The organism is Pseudomonas sp. B1(2018), from assembly GCF_003097365.1.
Lineage (GTDB): Bacteria > Pseudomonadota > Gammaproteobacteria > Pseudomonadales > Pseudomonadaceae > Aquipseudomonas > Aquipseudomonas laurylsulfatiphila.
This window is the reverse complement of the sequence record NZ_PYUK01000010.1, coordinates 174,738-190,215: the sequence shown is the minus strand read 5'-3', so window position 1 is coordinate 190,215 and position 15,478 is coordinate 174,738. Positions and strand designations below refer to the sequence as shown.

12 protein-coding genes and 2 pseudogenes are annotated in these 15,478 nt (G+C 62.4%); 7 read left to right on the top strand and 7 right to left on the bottom strand.

Annotated elements, in window-relative coordinates; translation table 11 throughout:
- Positions 1 to 64 precede the first annotated feature (64 nt).
- The 3 genes and pseudogenes from C9422_RS32965 to C9422_RS17645 form a co-directional block, all read right to left on the bottom strand.
- On the bottom strand, positions 65 to 820 hold the full coding sequence (locus tag C9422_RS32965; RefSeq protein ID WP_371924792.1) for a methyl-accepting chemotaxis protein: 756 nt from the start codon (positions 818 to 820) through the stop codon (positions 65 to 67).
- Positions 821 to 922: 102 nt separating this feature from the next.
- Positions 923 to 1,741 (bottom strand): annotated as a pseudogene (locus tag C9422_RS32960) (cache domain-containing protein); the annotation flags it as partial.
- 162 nt (positions 1,742 to 1,903) lie between these two features.
- The gene (locus C9422_RS17645; RefSeq protein ID WP_007971986.1) at positions 1,904 to 3,220 is read right to left on the bottom strand and encodes a Na+/H+ antiporter family protein; all 1,317 of its coding nucleotides are present in this window, start codon (positions 3,218 to 3,220) and stop codon (positions 1,904 to 1,906) included.
- 99 nt (positions 3,221 to 3,319) lie between these two features.
- Here C9422_RS17645 and C9422_RS32955 point away from each other — a divergent pair.
- The 3 genes and pseudogenes from C9422_RS32955 to C9422_RS17635 all read left to right on the top strand — a co-directional run.
- Positions 3,320 to 4,750: pseudogene (locus tag C9422_RS32955) on the top strand (HAMP domain-containing protein); the annotation flags it as partial.
- Between the two features lie 102 nt (positions 4,751 to 4,852).
- Positions 4,853 to 5,608: a methyl-accepting chemotaxis protein gene (locus C9422_RS32950; RefSeq protein WP_371924791.1), complete on the top strand. Its 756-nt coding sequence runs from the start codon at positions 4,853 to 4,855 to the stop codon at positions 5,606 to 5,608.
- Between the two features lie 280 nt (positions 5,609 to 5,888).
- On the top strand, positions 5,889 to 7,565 hold the full coding sequence (locus tag C9422_RS17635) for an MFS transporter (protein ID WP_116581549.1): 1,677 nt from the start codon (positions 5,889 to 5,891) through the stop codon (positions 7,563 to 7,565).
- 123 nt (positions 7,566 to 7,688) lie between these two features.
- Here the strand turns inward: C9422_RS17635 and C9422_RS17625 are convergent, their stop codons facing one another.
- The 3 genes from C9422_RS17625 to C9422_RS17615 are packed head-to-tail and all read right to left on the bottom strand — an operon-like array spanning position 7,689 to position 9,991.
- On the bottom strand, positions 7,689 to 9,002 hold the full coding sequence (locus tag C9422_RS17625) for a sensor histidine kinase (RefSeq protein WP_116581548.1): 1,314 nt from the start codon (positions 9,000 to 9,002) through the stop codon (positions 7,689 to 7,691).
- A complete protein-coding gene (locus tag C9422_RS17620; protein ID WP_007971994.1) occupies positions 8,999 to 9,667 on the bottom strand; it encodes a response regulator transcription factor in 669 nt (222 codons plus the stop codon). The genes C9422_RS17625 and C9422_RS17620 overlap by 4 nt, the downstream gene beginning before the upstream one ends.
- Before the next feature lie 3 nt (positions 9,668 to 9,670).
- A complete protein-coding gene (locus C9422_RS17615) occupies positions 9,671 to 9,991 on the bottom strand; it encodes a PepSY domain-containing protein (protein ID WP_104447942.1) in 321 nt (106 codons plus the stop codon).
- Between the two features lie 322 nt (positions 9,992 to 10,313).
- Between C9422_RS17615 and C9422_RS17605 the strand changes: the two genes are divergently transcribed.
- From C9422_RS17605 to codA, 4 genes are all read left to right on the top strand, one after another.
- Complete coding sequence (locus C9422_RS17605) at positions 10,314 to 11,393, top strand: patatin-like phospholipase family protein (protein WP_116581546.1); 1,080 nt, start codon at positions 10,314 to 10,316, stop codon at positions 11,391 to 11,393.
- A 75-nt stretch (positions 11,394 to 11,468) separates the two neighbouring features.
- On the top strand, positions 11,469 to 11,825 hold the full coding sequence (queD, locus tag C9422_RS17600) for a 6-carboxytetrahydropterin synthase QueD (RefSeq protein WP_003223505.1): 357 nt from the start codon (positions 11,469 to 11,471) through the stop codon (positions 11,823 to 11,825).
- A 213-nt stretch (positions 11,826 to 12,038) separates the two neighbouring features.
- Complete coding sequence (locus C9422_RS17595) at positions 12,039 to 12,869, top strand: alpha/beta fold hydrolase (protein WP_116581545.1); 831 nt, start codon at positions 12,039 to 12,041, stop codon at positions 12,867 to 12,869.
- A 189-nt stretch (positions 12,870 to 13,058) separates the two neighbouring features.
- A complete protein-coding gene (gene codA / locus C9422_RS17590) occupies positions 13,059 to 14,303 on the top strand; it encodes a cytosine deaminase (RefSeq protein WP_102702356.1) in 1,245 nt (414 codons plus the stop codon).
- Between the two features lie 112 nt (positions 14,304 to 14,415).
- Here the strand turns inward: codA and C9422_RS17585 are convergent, their stop codons facing one another.
- A complete protein-coding gene (locus C9422_RS17585; protein WP_116581544.1) occupies positions 14,416 to 15,408 on the bottom strand; it encodes a diaminopimelate epimerase in 993 nt (330 codons plus the stop codon).
- Between the last annotated feature and the right edge of the window lie 70 nt (positions 15,409 to 15,478).

The window sequence follows — 15,478 nt, the reverse complement described above, 5'->3', positions numbered from 1 at the left end:
GTAGGAGCTGCCGCAGGCTGTGATCTTTTGTGGCAAGGGAACTTGCTCGCCACAAAAGCTTTGATCAGATGCGGAACTGCCCGACCAGGCTGCCCAGGCGCTGACCGAGCTCGGCCAGGCTGCGCGAAGTCTGCGCGCCGAGCTGGGTTTCGTCGGCGACGTTGTCCACCGCCACGGCAATCTGATGCACGCTGCGGTTGATCTCTTCGGCCACGGCGGTCTGTTCTTCAGCGGCGCTGGCGATCTGCGCGTTCATCGAATTGATGGTCGCGATCAACTGGGCCATGGTGTCCAGCGAAGCCCCCGCCTCGTTGGCCTGGGCCGAGGTACCGTCGCCCGCCTCGCTGGAGCGACGCATCGCCTCCACCGCCGACTGGGTGCCGGCCTGCAGGCGGTCGATCATGCCCTGGATTTCCTGGGTGCTGATTTGCGTGCGGCTGGCCAGCGCTCGCACTTCATCGGCCACCACCGCAAAACCGCGCCCGGCCTCACCGGCACGGGCGGCTTCGATGGCCGCGTTGAGCGCCAGCAGGTTGGTCTGATCGGCAATCGAGCGGATCACCCCCAGCACGCTGACAATCGATGACACGTCTTTTTGCAGGCTGTCGAGGGACACGCCGCTGCTGCGGATGTCGTCCACCAGCGCATGGATCTTCTCGATGCTGCCGGCCACCACCCGTTTGGCCGCCTGGCCTTCTTCATCCGTCTGTTGGGCTGCCACCGCAGCGTTCTGCGCGCTCTTGGCCACTTCCTGGGCCGCCGCCGACATTTCGTTGATCGCCGTGGCCACCTGATCGGTCTCATGGCGCTGACGCTCCATGGCCTGATCCGAGCGATTGGCCTGATCGGACACCTGGTTCACCAGCCCGGTGAGTTGCGTGGTCATTTCGCTGATCTGGCGTACCAGCCCATGAATCTTGTCGACGAAACGGTTGAACGAGCCGGCCAGTTCGCCCAGTTCGTCCTGGCTGGTGATGGTCAGGCGGCGGGTCAGATCGCCCTCGCCCGCCGCGATGTCGTCGAGGTTGGCTTTCATCAAATGCAACGGACGCAGAATGGTGTTGGCCAGCAACATCCCGGCTGCCGCGATCACCAGCAACACCACGACCGCCACGCCGACGATGCTCAGCACCATGCCTTGCATGCGCTCCTGGACCTTGTCCTGGACCACCGCCACTTGTGCTTCGATGCCGTCGAGGTTGACCGAGGTACCGACCGCCATGTCCCACTTGGGCAGGTATTCGGTGTAGCCGAGCTTGGGCACCAGCACCTGGGTGTTGCCGGGCAATGGCGAGCTGTATTGCAGGTAGTGCGTACCGTCCTTGGCGACTTTCACCAGGTCGCGGTTGACATAGACACCGTTCGGGTCGCGATTGTCCTTGAAGCTCTGGCCTACGCCTTCGGGGCTGTTGGCCTTGAACAGGCGCACGGTGTTGGAGTCGTAGCCGAAGAAGTAGCCGTCCTTGCCATAGGTGATGCTCGACAACAGCTTGATCACCTGGGCCCGCGCCGCCTCGTCGCCGGGGGTGGCCGCGTCATACAGCGGCTTGATCGTGGTCATGGCCACGGCCACGTAGCTTTGCAAAGTCGCCTTGGCATCGCTGAGCAGGCGTTCGCGGGTCTGCTCGACCTCCTTGCGGGCCTGTTCCTGAAGAATGAACAGCGTGGTCAGGCTGATGACCAGCGCAAACAGCAGCACCGGGAGGACGGCAAGGGACAGGACTTTGGCCTTGAGGCTCATGCGCATGGCGTTCACTCTTTTGTTTTTGTTGGCGTGGTTAAAAGCTTTAACGGCATGCCAGGTCAAAAGTTGAACGCCTCGAACAGATCGCAGCCTTCGGCAGCTCCTACATGGGAAGGGTGTTCACCTGTAGGAGCTGCCGAAGGCTGCGATCTTTAGAGATCACAACACCATCGCCGCCACCCAGCCAAACGCCAGCAGCGGCAGGTTGTAGTGCAGGAAGGTCGGGACCACGGTGTCCCAGATGTGATGGTGCTGGCCGTCGATGTTCAGGCCGGAGGTCGGGCCGAGGGTCGAGTCCGAAGCCGGCGAACCGGCGTCGCCCAAGGCACCGGCCGTGCCGACGATGCACACGATCGCCAACGGGCTGAAGCCCAGTTGCACGCACAGCGGCACAAAGATCGCCGCCAGAATCGGCACGGTGGAGAACGACGAGCCGATGCCCATGGTCACCAGCAACCCCACCAGCAACATCAGCAAGGCGCCAATGCCTTTGCTGTGATCGATGTACGACGCCGACGACTCGACCAGCGTCTGCACTTCACCGGTGGCCTTCATCACTTCGGCAAAGCCCGAGGCGGCGATCATGATGAAGCCGATCATTGCCATCATTTTCATGCCTTCGGTGAACAGGTCATCGGTGTCGCGCCATTTGACGATGCCCGACACCGAGAAAATCAGGAAGCCGACCAGTGCACCGATAATCATCGAATCGAGCAGCAACTGAATGATGAACGCCGCGGCGATGGCCACGCCGGCCACCATCAGACTCAGCGGGTTGTATTGCACCGCCACTTGCTCGACCTGCTCGATCTTTGCCAGGTCGTAGACCCGCTTCTTGCGGTAGCTGACAAACGCGATCAGCAGGCCCGCCACCATGCCCAGCGCCGGAATGCCCATGGCGTGGGTCACGTTGATGCCACTGATGTCCACACCGCTGCGGGCGACGTTGGCCAGCAGGATCTCATTGAGGAAGATATTGCCGAAGCCCACCGGCAGGAACATGTAGGGCGTGATCAGGCCGAAGGTCATGACACAGGCGATCAGTCGACGGTCCAGTTGCAGCTTGGTCAGCACATATAGAAGCGGCGGCACCAGCAACGGAATGAACGCGATATGGATCGGCAGGATGTTCTGCGAGGCGATGGCCACGACCCAGAGCAGGCCGATCAGCAGCCATTTGACCTGGCCGCCGCCGCTGGCGTGCTGGCGATCGACCATTGCCAGCGCCTTGTCGGCCAGCGCATGGGCCATGCCGGATTTGGCAATGGCCACGGCAAAAGCACCGAGCAAGGCGTAGGACAACGCCACCGTCGCCCCGCCACCCAGGCCGCTGTTGAAAGCCTTGAGCGTCGCCTCGATGCCCAGGCCACCGGTCAGGCCACCTACCAGCGCACCGACGATCAGGGCGATCACCACATGCACGCGGGACAGGCTGAGCACCAGCATGATGCCGACCGCGGCAATGACTGCATTCATTTCGTAACCTCGTGACAAACGGAAAGAGTCCGCCCGGCAGTCTGCGTGAGCCGCCAGCGGATAACAGGAATGGGTTTTATTAGAGGGCGCGCACTTTGAATGAAGCAGCGGCAAGCTGCAAGCCTCAAGCCGCAAGCTTTTGTGTTTTCGGCTTGCAGCTTGAAGCTTGTCGCTCAAGAAAGCTGCTTTTATGCCGCTACAGTGCAAAGTCTCAGATATTTATCGAATAAGGACGCCTCCATGTCGCTCAGACAACTTTCCATCCAATGGAAAATCACCCTGCTGGCCGGGCTGTGCCTGGCGGGCATCGTGACCCTGCTGGTGGGTCTTTCGCTGTACCGCATGGAGCACAGCTCCGAGCTGGTGAAAGCCTCGAGCATGGAGATGCTGACCGAATCGGCCCAGGCCCGGATCGAGTCCCAGGGCGAGAACCAGGCACTGGGGATTCGCCAGCAGTTCATGGACGCCTATCAGTACGGCCACGGTTTCTCCCGGCAGGTGCTGTTTTTGCGCGAGCAGGCCGAAAAGCGCTTCCTCGATGCCTTCGACCTGCGCGAAGACCTGACCCGCCAGGTCAAGTCGGCCCTGCAGGCCAATCCGGACCTGCTCGGCCTGTCCCTGGTGTTCGAACCCAACGGGCTGGACGGCAAGGACGACCTGTTCGCCGGCCAAGCGGAACTGGGCAGCAACGACAAGGGCCGTTTCGCCCTCTACTGGTCGCAGCCGACGCCGGGCAAGCTGACGTCCATGGCGCTGCCGGAAAAGGACATGGCCGACACCAGCACCGGCCCCAGCGGCGAAGCGGCCAACGCCTGGTTCACCTGCCCGCGCACCACGCTCAAGCCGTGCGTGATCGAACCCTACTTCTATGAGATCGACGGCCAGAACGTGCTGATGACCAGCATCGTTTTCCCGCTGATGGTCAACGGCAAGGTGATCGCCTCGCTGTCGGTGGACATCAACCTCAACAGCCTGCAAGCGGTCAGCCTGGGGGCCAGCAAGAAACTCTACGACGGCCAGACCAGTGTCAGCATCATCAGCCCGGCGGGCCTGCTCGCCGGCTACAGCCCGGACGCCAGCAAACTCAGCCAGCGCCTGGATGCCGTGGACAAGGCCAGCGGTACCGAACTGCTGCGCATGCTGGCCGCCAGCAGCAAAACCGCCAGCCTGCACAGCCATCAGCAATTGAAAGTGCTGGCACCCTTCCAGCCGATTCCCGGCGGCAAATCCTGGGGCGTACTGCTCGACGTGCCGGAGAAAGTCCTGGTCGGCCCCGCCGAAACCCTGAAAAAGCAACTGGACGACAGCAACACCGCCGGCACACTGGTCGAGCTCGGCCTTGGCGTGCTCGCCGCGCTGCTGGGCCTGGTGCTGGTGTGGCTGATGGCCCGCAGCGTGACCAGACCGATCCTCGGCGTGGCGCATATGCTCGAAGACATCGCCAGCGGCGAAGGTGACCTGACCCGCCGGTTGGCCTACGACAAAAAGGATGAGCTGGGCCAGTTGGCCGGCTGGTTCAACCGCTTCCTCGACAAGCTGCAACCGATCATTGCCGAAGTGAAACGCTCGGTGCAGGACGCCCGCAGCACGGCCGACCAGTCGTCTGCCATCGCCACCCAGACCAGCGCCGGCATGGAGCAGCAGTACCGCCAGGTGGATCAGGTCGCGACCGCCTCCCACGAGATGAGCGCCACCGCCCAGGACGTCGCCCGCAGCGCCGCGCAAGCGGCACACGCCGCCCGCGATGCCGATCAGGCGACCCGTCAGGGCCTGACCGTGATCGACCGCACCACCGCCAGCATCGACAACCTCGCCGCCGACATGAGCGCGGCCATGGTTCAAGTCGAAGGCCTGGCCGCCAACAGCGAGAAGATCGGCACGGTGCTGGAAGTGATCCGCGCGATTGCCGAGCAGACCAACCTGCTGGCCCTCAACGCGGCGATCGAAGCGGCCCGTGCCGGTGAGGCCGGACGCGGTTTTGCCGTGGTCGCCGATGAGGTGCGCAACCTGGCGCGGCGTACCCAGGAGTCTGTGGAGGAAACCCGTCTGGTGATCGAACAACTGCAAAGCGGCACGCAGGAAGTGGTGGGCTCGATGAACAACAGCCATCGCCAGGCCCAGGGCAGTGTCGAGCAGGTTGGCCAGGCCGTGACCGCGCTGCGCCAGATCGGCGACGCGGTGACCGTGATCAACGACATGAACATGCAGATCGCCAGCGCCGCCGAAGAGCAAAGCGCGGTGGCCGAGGAGATCAACAACAACGTGGCGACCATTCGCGACGTGACCGAGTCACTGTCGGGCCAGGCCAATGAGTCGGCACGGGTCAGCCAGTCGCTCAACAGCCTGGCGAACCAGCAGCAGAGCCTGATGGACCAGTTCCGCGTCTGACCTGAACAACAAAAGACCGCAGCCTTCGGCAGCTCCTACAGGGTTTTGCGTATACCTGTAGGAGCTGCCGAAGGCTGCGATCTTTTGCATCCGACACCACCTGACGCACCCCGAGTGGATATCTGCCGGACCTTGATTATGCTTCAAGGAACCTTGCAGCTTTTTCTGGCGTCAACTTGAATGCAAGCCACGTGATCCGATGACTTCAGCCCCAGGGCCTGGGTACGGCAAGTGTTGGTGAGAACTCCGGCCTACAACAAGAGCAAGACGGAGAATACTCATGGCAGCAATCGACAATGCAACCACGGGCAGCGCGCCCAACCACGGGATCACCAAGGAGGAGCGCAAGGTCATCTTCGCCTCGTCCCTGGGCACCGTGTTCGAATGGTACGACTTCTACCTGTACGGCTCCCTCGCGGCGATTATTGCCAAGCACTTCTTCGCCGGCGTCAACGAAACGACAGCCTTCATCTTCGCCCTGCTCGCCTTCGCCGCCGGCTTCGCCGTCCGGCCGTTCGGCGCCATTGTGTTCGGCCGCCTGGGCGACATGATCGGACGCAAGCACACCTTCCTCATCACCATCGTGATCATGGGTGTCTCGACGGCCGTGGTGGGTTTGCTGCCCGGCTACGCGAGCATAGGCGTGGCCGCACCGATCATCCTGATCAGCCTGCGCTTGCTGCAGGGCCTGGCGCTGGGCGGCGAGTACGGCGGCGCAGCCACCTACGTGGCCGAACATGCGCCCAAGGGCAAGCGCGGCTATTTCACCTCGTGGATTCAGACGACAGCCACCCTTGGCCTGTTTCTTTCACTGCTGGTGATCCTGGCCTGCCGTACCGCGCTGGGCACGGAAGCCTTCGAAGCCTGGGGCTGGCGGATTCCGTTCCTGCTTTCGATCCTGTTGTTGATTATCTCGGTGTACATCCGCCTGCAACTGAGCGAGTCACCGGTGTTCATGAAAATGAAAGCGGAAGGCAAATCCTCCAAGGCACCGCTGACCGAATCCTTCGCCCGCTGGGACAACCTCAAGATCGTGATCATGGCCCTGCTCGGTGGCACCGCCGGCCAGGCAGTGGTCTGGTACACCGGGCAATTCTATGCGCTGTTTTTCCTGCTGCAGATGCTAAAGATCGACCCGCAGACCGCCAACCTGCTGATTGCCGGCTCGCTGCTGATCGGCACACCGTTCTTCGTCATATTCGGCAGCCTGTCCGACCGCATCGGCCGCAAGGGCATCATCATGGCCGGCTGCATCATCGCCGCACTGACGTACTTCCCGATCTTCCATGCGTTGACCCAATACGGTAACCCCGACGTGTTCATTGCGCAGGAGAAAAACCCGGTCACGGTGGTCGCCAATCCCGACCAGTGCTCGTTCCAGTTCGACCCGGTAGGCAAGGCCAAATTCACCAGTTCCTGCGACCTGGCCAAGACCGTGCTGGCCAAGCGGGCCATCCCCTACAAGAACGTGAACGCCGAGCCGGGCGCCGTTGCGCAGGTGCGCATCGGCGAGAAAGTGATCGAGAGCTTCGAGGGCACCGGCATGCCGGCCGCCGACTTCAAGGCCAAAAACGATGCCTTTACCGCCAATCTCGCCACCGCCCTCAAGGACGCCGGCTACCCCGAGAAGGCCGACCCGGCCAAGACCAACTACCCGATGGTGCTATTGCTCCTGACGATCCTGGTGATCTACGTGACCATGGTCTACGGGCCGATCGCCGCCTGGCTGGTGGAACTGTTCCCGGCGCGCATCCGCTACACCTCGATGTCGCTGCCCTATCACATCGGCAATGGCTGGTTCGGCGGCTTCCTGCCGACCGTGGCGTTCGCCATGGTGGCGGCCACGGGGGATATCTATTACGGGCTGTGGTATCCGATCGTCATCGCGGTGATGACGGCTGTGCTGGGCATTTTCTTCATGCCGGAAACCAAGGATCGGGAGATTCATCACACCTGAAACTTGCCAGCCAATCAGTGCCCCCCTGTGGGAGCGGGCTTGCTCGCGAAGGCGGAGTGTCAGCCGATACTGTCATCGACTGATACACCGCCTTCGCGAGCAAGCCCGCTCCCACAATGGATTTCAGTGTTTGGGTAATTCGATGACGACCTTCAGCCCGCCCCACTCGCTTTCCAGCAGCGATAACTTGCCACCCCAGCTATCGACGATGTCGCGCACGATGCCAAGTCCCAGGCCATGCCCGTGGGTCTGCTCATCCAGCCGTGTTCCCCGGCCGAACACCTGATCGCGACGCTCTTCGGGAATGCCCGGGCCGTCATCTTCCACACTGAGTTCAAACCCGTTCGCCAACTCGGCGACACTCACGCGAACCTCGGCATCCGCCCATTTGCAGGCGTTGTCCAGCAGGTTGCCCAACAGCTCCAGCAGGTCTTCACGATCCCAGGGCAATTGCAGGCCGGCCGGAACGCGGTAGCTCAGCGCCAGGTGTTCGCCATGGATCATGTTCAGGGTTGCCAGCAATCCGGGGAGTTCGGCATCACAATCAAACAGCGCGCCCGGCAGCGCATCACCGGACAACCGTGCACGATTGAGTTCCCGATTGAGCCGTTGCTCGACCTGTTGCAGTTGTTCCTTGAGGGTCTTGCGCAGTTGCGGGTGCGCCTCAAGCTGCTCGTTCGAGGCCAGGCTCAACAGCACCGCCAGCGGTGTTTTCAACGCGTGGCCGAGGTTGCCCAGGGCATTGCGTGAGCGCTTGAGGCTGTCCTCGGTGTGGGCCAGCAAGTGGTTGATCTGCGCCACCAGTGGTTCCAGTTCCAGCGGTACCTGATCATCGAGTTGCGAGCGCTGGCCCTGTTGCAACTGCGCGATCTGCTCGCGGGCCTGCTCCAGCGGACGCAAGGCGCGGCGCACGGTAATCCGTTGCAGCAACAGAATCAGCAGCAGCCCGGTCAAACCCAGGCCCAACCCGAGCTGTTGTACGCGCCGGAAGCTTTCGCGTATCGGCGTGTAATCCTCGGCGACGCTGATGGAGATCGGCAACCCCAGGCGTCGATAGTCCGTGCGCAGCACCAGCAACTGTTGCCCTTCCGGTCCCAGTTGCAGATCGTCGTGCAGGCCGGGGTGATCGAGCGCCGGCAGTTCCTGATCCCATAACGAACGGGAACGCCAATGGCCATCGGTGAAATCGATGCGGAAATAATGCCCGGAAAACGGCCGCTGATAGGCCGGCGACAGACGTCGTTCATCCAGTTGCAAACCTTGCGGCCCGCGCACCAGCGCCGCCAGCAGGCTTTCGCTGTCATTGCGCAACCCGGCTTCGAGGTAGCGCTGCAAACCCATTTCGAACAGCCACAGGCTGGTTTGCGCCAGCACCAGGCCAACGACCACCATCACGCTGATCAGGCCCAGGCTCAAGCGACGCTGGATCGATCTCACCGCGCTTGCCCGCCAAACAGGTAGCCCTGGCCACGACGGGTTTCGATCACGCTTTTGCCGAGCTTGCGGCGCAAATGGTTGACGTGGACCTCCAGCACATTGGAATCGCGCTCGGTTTCACCGTCGTAAAGGTGTTCGGCGAGGTGGCTTTTGGAGAGGATCTGCTCGGGGTGCAGCATGAAATAACGCAACAGGCGAAACTCCGCGGCGGTCAGCTGAATGTCCGCACCGTCGCGGACAACGCACTGGCGCCCCTCGTCCAGGTGCAGCCCGGCAGCCTGGAGCGTCGGCTGGTTGACCTGGCCATGGGAGCGGCGCAGCAACGCCTGGATGCGCAAGAACAGCTCTTCGGGATGAAAGGGTTTGGTCAGGTAATCGTCGGCACCGGCCTTGAGGCCTTCGATGCGTTCGGCCCAGGAATCCCGGGCCGTGAGGATCAGCACCGGCGTGGCCAGCCCCGCCGCGCGCCATTGCGCCAGCACCTCGAGCCCCGGCACGCCCGGCAGGCCGAGATCGAGGATGATCAGGTCGTAAGGCTCAGTGCCGCCCTGATGCACCGCGTCGCGACCGTCGGCCAGCCAGTCCACCGCATAACCCTGGCGGTTGAGACCGGCCAGCAGTTCGTCGGCCAGGGGCACATGGTCTTCCACCAGCAGCAAACGCATGGATCAGTCTTCCTTGTCTTTCAATAATCGGCCGTCAGTCGCATCGATGTGCAGCTCACGGACCACGCCTTCGGGCGTCAGCAATTCGACATCATAAAGGTAGATGTCGTGCTTCTCTTCGAGTTCGGCTTCCAGCAGTTTTGCACCGGGGTAGCGATCCATCGCCTGCTGCAACAGCTGCTCCAGCGGCAGGATCACGCCCTGTTGACGCAGGCGCAGGGCTTCGTCCTGGTCCAGGTCGCGAGCCATCACTGCCGAGCAAAATGCCAGAAGCAGCAGCGCCATTCGGCGTGCGAAACATCGATTGAGTAGAAACACCTTCATTACGAATCCTGATGATCCTTGAGTCACTGCCAGCTGACCGGGTCTAATGCGAGTGGTGTGAGCTTCTCGAAAGCCGCAATGGTACCAGCGTTGCGTCGGGGGGCCAGCCGAGCCACCTTAACCCGCTGAACTTAATTGAAACTGAATTGCCATCATTGCTCACACCGCCCCCCCTGTAGGAGCGAGCCTGCTCGCGATGGACCTTGGAACGCCGCGGGGTGTCAGGTTACCCGCGTAATCGTTGACGACCATCGCGAGCAGGCTCGCTCCTACAGGGGATGTGGTGTTTATAATTCCCCGCTTGCCAACATTCGAGACCGGTATGACGGCCATCCACATCAAGTTTCCTTCCCTGACCCTCAAGGCCGGTCCGCGAGCTTTTGCGCGCATCCGTGAGAGCGGCTTGAACGCCGCCGAGATCGGCACCTTGCCCGGTGCGGCGGGCGGTCCGAAGGCGCTGGGGATTCAGGGGCTGGACCTGGCGCTGTTCGGCGAGTGGCTGCCGGCGGCACCGCGGGAGCGCTCGCTGATTGGTGCATCGGTGGGTTCCTGGCGCTTCGCCAGCGCCTGCCTGCCGGACGCCGCCGAGGGCATCCGGCGTCTCGGGCAGCTGTACACCGAGCAAGACTTTGCCAAGGGCGTGACCATGGCGCAAATCAGCCAGAGCTCGCGGCGCATGCTCGATGACCTGCTCGACGGTCGTGATGCCTCGATCCTCGGCAACAGCGCCTACCGCCTGAACATCATGGTGGTCAAAAGCCACGGCCTGCTCGCCGACGATCATCGCGGTCGCCTGGGGTTGGGGCTGTCCTCGGTCATCGCCGACAACCTGCGCGGCCGGGCGCGGCTGGCCCGGCACTTCGAACGCCTGATCATCCACGACCCGCGCCTGGCGCCGCCGGTCAAAGCCTTGAACGACTTCCCGTCGCGCTTCGTCGCCCTCGATGCCGGCAATTTGCGCCAGGCCCTGCTGGCTTCCGGCTCGATCCCGATGGTCATGGAAGGCGTGCGCGACCTTCCGGGCGCCGGTGCCGGCACCTTCCGCGACGGCGGTCTGCTGGACTATCACCTGGACCTGCCCTACAGCGGCGATGACATCGTGCTCTACCCGCATTTCACCGACCGGGTGATTCCCGGCTGGTTCGACAAGACCCTGCCGTGGCGCCGCGCCTGCCCGGCCCGCTTGCAAAACGTGCTGCTGCTGGCGCCGTCGAAGGAATACCTGGCGCGCCTGCCCTACGGCAAACTGCCGGACCGTAACGACTTCAAGCGCTTCATGGGCGATGCCCCAAGCCGGCAGAAATACTGGCGCACCACCATGGAAGAAAGCCGCCGCATGGGCGACGAATTCCTCGAACTGGCCGCCAACGGTCGCCTCGGCGAACGCTTGCTGACCCTTTAGTCAGGACAAACTGGTAAACTCGCCGCCTGCCCGAATCGCTGCGGCGAACGCCACCTGAACAGAGCTGAAAACACTGTGGAAATCTTCAAGGAATTTACATTCGAATCCGCCCACCGCCTGCCCCACGTACCGGACGGCCACAAGTGCGGGCGCCTGCACGGTCACTCGTTCAAAGTGGCGATCCATTTGAGCGGTGATCTTGACCCGCACACCGGCTGGATCCGCGACTTCTCGGAGATCAAGGCGATCTTCAAGCCGCTGTACGAGCGTCTGGACCACAACTACCTGAACGACATTCCAGGCCTGGAAAACCCGACCAGCGAAGTGCTGGCCAAGTTTATCTGGAATGAGATGAAGCCGTTGCTGCCGGAGCTCAGTGCGATTCGTATCCACGAAACCTGCACCAGCGGTTGCATCTATCGCGGCGAGTAAAGACACCGCCCCCTTGTAGGAGCGAGCTTGCTCGCGATGGACGCCAGAGCACCGCGGGCTGCCAGATACCACGCGTAATCGTTGAGGTTCTTCGCGAGCAAGCTCGCTCCTACAGGGGAACAGCGTTTTGTCAGAGAAATAAAGAACAGCCTTCATCGGCTGTTTTTTTATGCCTATGCTTTTTGCCTCTTCCCCCGCCAAGAGGACAAGCCCATGACTGACTGGCCACTGCAACAGACCTATCGCTTCAAAGGGCACTCCGTGCGCTATGCCGTGCGCGGCGATGGCCCGCCGCTGGTGTTCGTGCATGGCACGCCCTTCTCCTCCTGTGTCTGGCACCGGATTGCCCCGCATTTCATCACCACGCACCGGGTGCACTATTTCGATCTGCTGGGCTACGGGCAATCCGAGAAAGTCGATGGCGACGTGTCCCTCGGTGTGCAGAACGAGTTGCTGTCACAGTTGCTGGAGCATTGGGGCCTGGATCGCCCCGACATGGTGGCCCACGACTTCGGCGGCGCCACCGCCCTGCGCACGCATCTGCTCAACGGCAAGGATTACCGCAGCCTGACGCTGATCGATCCGGTGGCGCTGACGCCCTGGGGTTCGCCGTTCGTGCAGCATGTGCGCCAGCATGAAGCGGCGTTCAGCGGACTGCCCGATTACATCCAGCGCGCCATCGTGCCAACCTATATTCGCGGGGCCATCCAGCGCGAAATCCCCGACGCCGAACTCGCCCCCTACGTTCAGCCGTGGCTTGGGGAGCCGGGGCAAGCGGCGTTCTACCGGCAGATCGCGCAGATGGACGAGCGTTATACCCGTGAGGTAGAGGGCTTGTACCCGACGATTCGCTGCCCGGTGCAGATTCTCTGGGGTGAAGACGATCAGTGGATTCCCGTCGAACGCGGTCGGGCCTTGCAGCAAATGATTCCCGGCGCGCAGTTCCATCCGATACCCAACGCCGGTCATCTGGTTCAGGAAGATGCGCCTGAAGCCATAGTCGCGGCGTTGCTGCGTTTTCTGCCCCTGCAACAATCCTCCTGAACAAACCCAATCCCCTGTGGGAGCGGGCTTGCTCGCGAAAGCGGCAGCACATCCAGCATCTATGTGGCAGACACACCGCCTTCGCGAGCAAGCCCGCTCCCACATTGGATCAATGTCACTGGCGGGGACCGCCGTTGGCGAGCTAACGTAGAGATATTGCCTACACGATTCGCTAAAAGGACTCGCCCGATGCACATCATCAACGCCCGTCTGCGCAACCAGGAAGGCCTGCATGAGTTGAACCTGGAAAACGGCCTGATCAGCAGCATCGCCCGCCAGATCGAGGCCCCGACCCTGGGCCCTGGCGACCTGGATGCCGGCGGCAATCTGGTGGTGCCGCCCTTTGTCGAGCCGCACATCCACCTCGACGCCACCCTGACCGCCGGCGAGCCGCGCTGGAACATGAGCGGTACGCTGTTCGAAGGCATCGAGTGCTGGGGCGAACGCAAGGCGACCATCACCCAGGAAGACACCAAGACCCGCGCCAAAAAAACCATCCAGGCCCTCGCCGCCCACGGCATCCAGCATGTGCGCACCCACGTCGACGTCACCGACCCGCAACTGACCGCGCTCAAGGCGATGCTCGAAGTGCGCGAGGAAAGCCGACACCTGGTCGACCTGCAAATCGTCGCCTTCCCTCAGGAAGGCATCGAGTCGTACCGCAATGGTCGCGAGTTGATGGAAGAGGCGATCCGCATGGGGGCGGACGTGGTCGGTGGTATTCCGCATTTCGAGTACACCCGCGACCAGGGTGTCAGCTCGGTGAAGTTTCTCATGGACCTGGCCGAACGCAGCGGTTGCCTGGTCGACGTGCATTGCGACGAAACCGACGACCCGCATTCACGCTTTCTCGAAGTGCTCGCCGAAGAGGCCCGCAGCCGCGACATGGGTTCGCGGGTCACGGCCAGCCACACCACGGCCATGGGCTCCTACGACAACGCCTACTGCGCCAAGCTGTTTCGTTTGCTCGGGCATTCGGGGATCAGCTTTGTCTCCTGCCCCACCGAAAGCATCCACCTGCAAGGTCGCTTCGACAGTTTCCCGAAACGCCGGGGCGTGACCCGGGTCAACGAGTTGCTGGAAGCGGGGATGAACGTGTGCTTCGGCCAGGACTCCATCGTCGATCCGTGGTACCCGCTGGGCAATGGCAACATTTTGCGGGTGCTCGAGGCCGGGCTGCACATCTGCCACATGCTCGGTTATCGCAACCTGCAAAGCGCGCTGGACCTGGTGACGGACAACAGCGCCAGGGCCATGAACCTCGGCGAGCGCTATGGCCTGGAACGCGGGCGGCCGGCGAACCTGCTGATTCTGTCGGCGGAGAGTGATTACGAAGTGATCCGCAGCCAGGGGTTGCCGCTGTACTCGGTGCGCGAGGGCAAGGTGTTGATGAAGCGGACGATGCCGGTGGTTGAGTTCAGTGAGCTGAGTTGAGTTTGGTGTTGACTGATCTGGCCTCTTCGCGAGCAAGCCCGCTCCCACAGTAGATTTGTGTCGTTCACAAAACCCTGTGGGAGCGGGCTTGCTCGCGAAGGCTATTTTGAAGTCAATCGATTAACCGAGCCGTACCAAACAGACTGACCCGACTCAACTCCCCCCGCTCCTCTTCCAGCAAGATCGGCGCCGTGCCACCCGGCATCGTCACCTTCACTTCCCCGGCCCTGACCCAACCCACGCGCCAGGCCGCACAGGCCACCGCACTGGCGCTGGTCCCCGACGAAGCCGTCGGCCCCTCGCCGCGCTCGAATACCCGCGCGGCGATGTGCCCTTCTGACAAGCGCATCGCCCATTGCAGATTGATCCCCGCCGGACAGGGTTTACCTGCACCGACCGGCATGGCGTAGGCAATTCGCATCAACCCTTCACCCAGCGCCGGTTCTCGCATCTGCTCGTTGCTCGGCAAGTCGTCGGCGTTTTCGACCAGCGTCACGCAATGCGGATTACCGACCCGCGCGAACTGGCTGCGCGACCATGCGCCATTGAGTGCCGACAGCGGTTTGACGTGGCTGAGTTCGCGGCCATTCAACAGCGCCGTTTCAACACCCTCGGCACTGACCGCCGACGGCCCGAAACCAGGCTGGCCAAGGTCAAGCCAGAACCCCTGCACACCCTCGACTTCAGCGGTTTTCACCGAAGTCTGCCCCGGTGAAGGCGTGTCGGACTTGTCGTGGTGAACCCTGAGCAGACAGGCTTCGTCGCGGGGTAAAAGCCCTTGGTCGCTCAACGCCTGGGAAAAAATCGTCAGCCCGTTGCCACTGCGTTCGGCCAGGGTACCGTCGGTGTTGACGATCAACAGGTCAAAGGGTGGCGAGGACTGGAACGGTCCGACCAGCAACCCGTCGCTGCGATGATCCTTGCTGCCGGCCGGTTGCGTGCCGGGTGCCCAGTTGCAGCAGGCTTCGATGGCCGCCGCAGCCCATGCCTGACGAGTTTGTGCTGCCAGGCTCGCCTGAGCGGGCAAGTCGATGCCCTGGTGGCGCAATTCTTCGGGCGCTACCACGATGTAAATATTGCCCCGTGCATCGTACCTCTGCGCCATGGCGCCCTCCGTGTGTCATTGGAATGGCTCAACATATCGCGAAAAACAGCAGCGCTGTGCAAGGATGTCG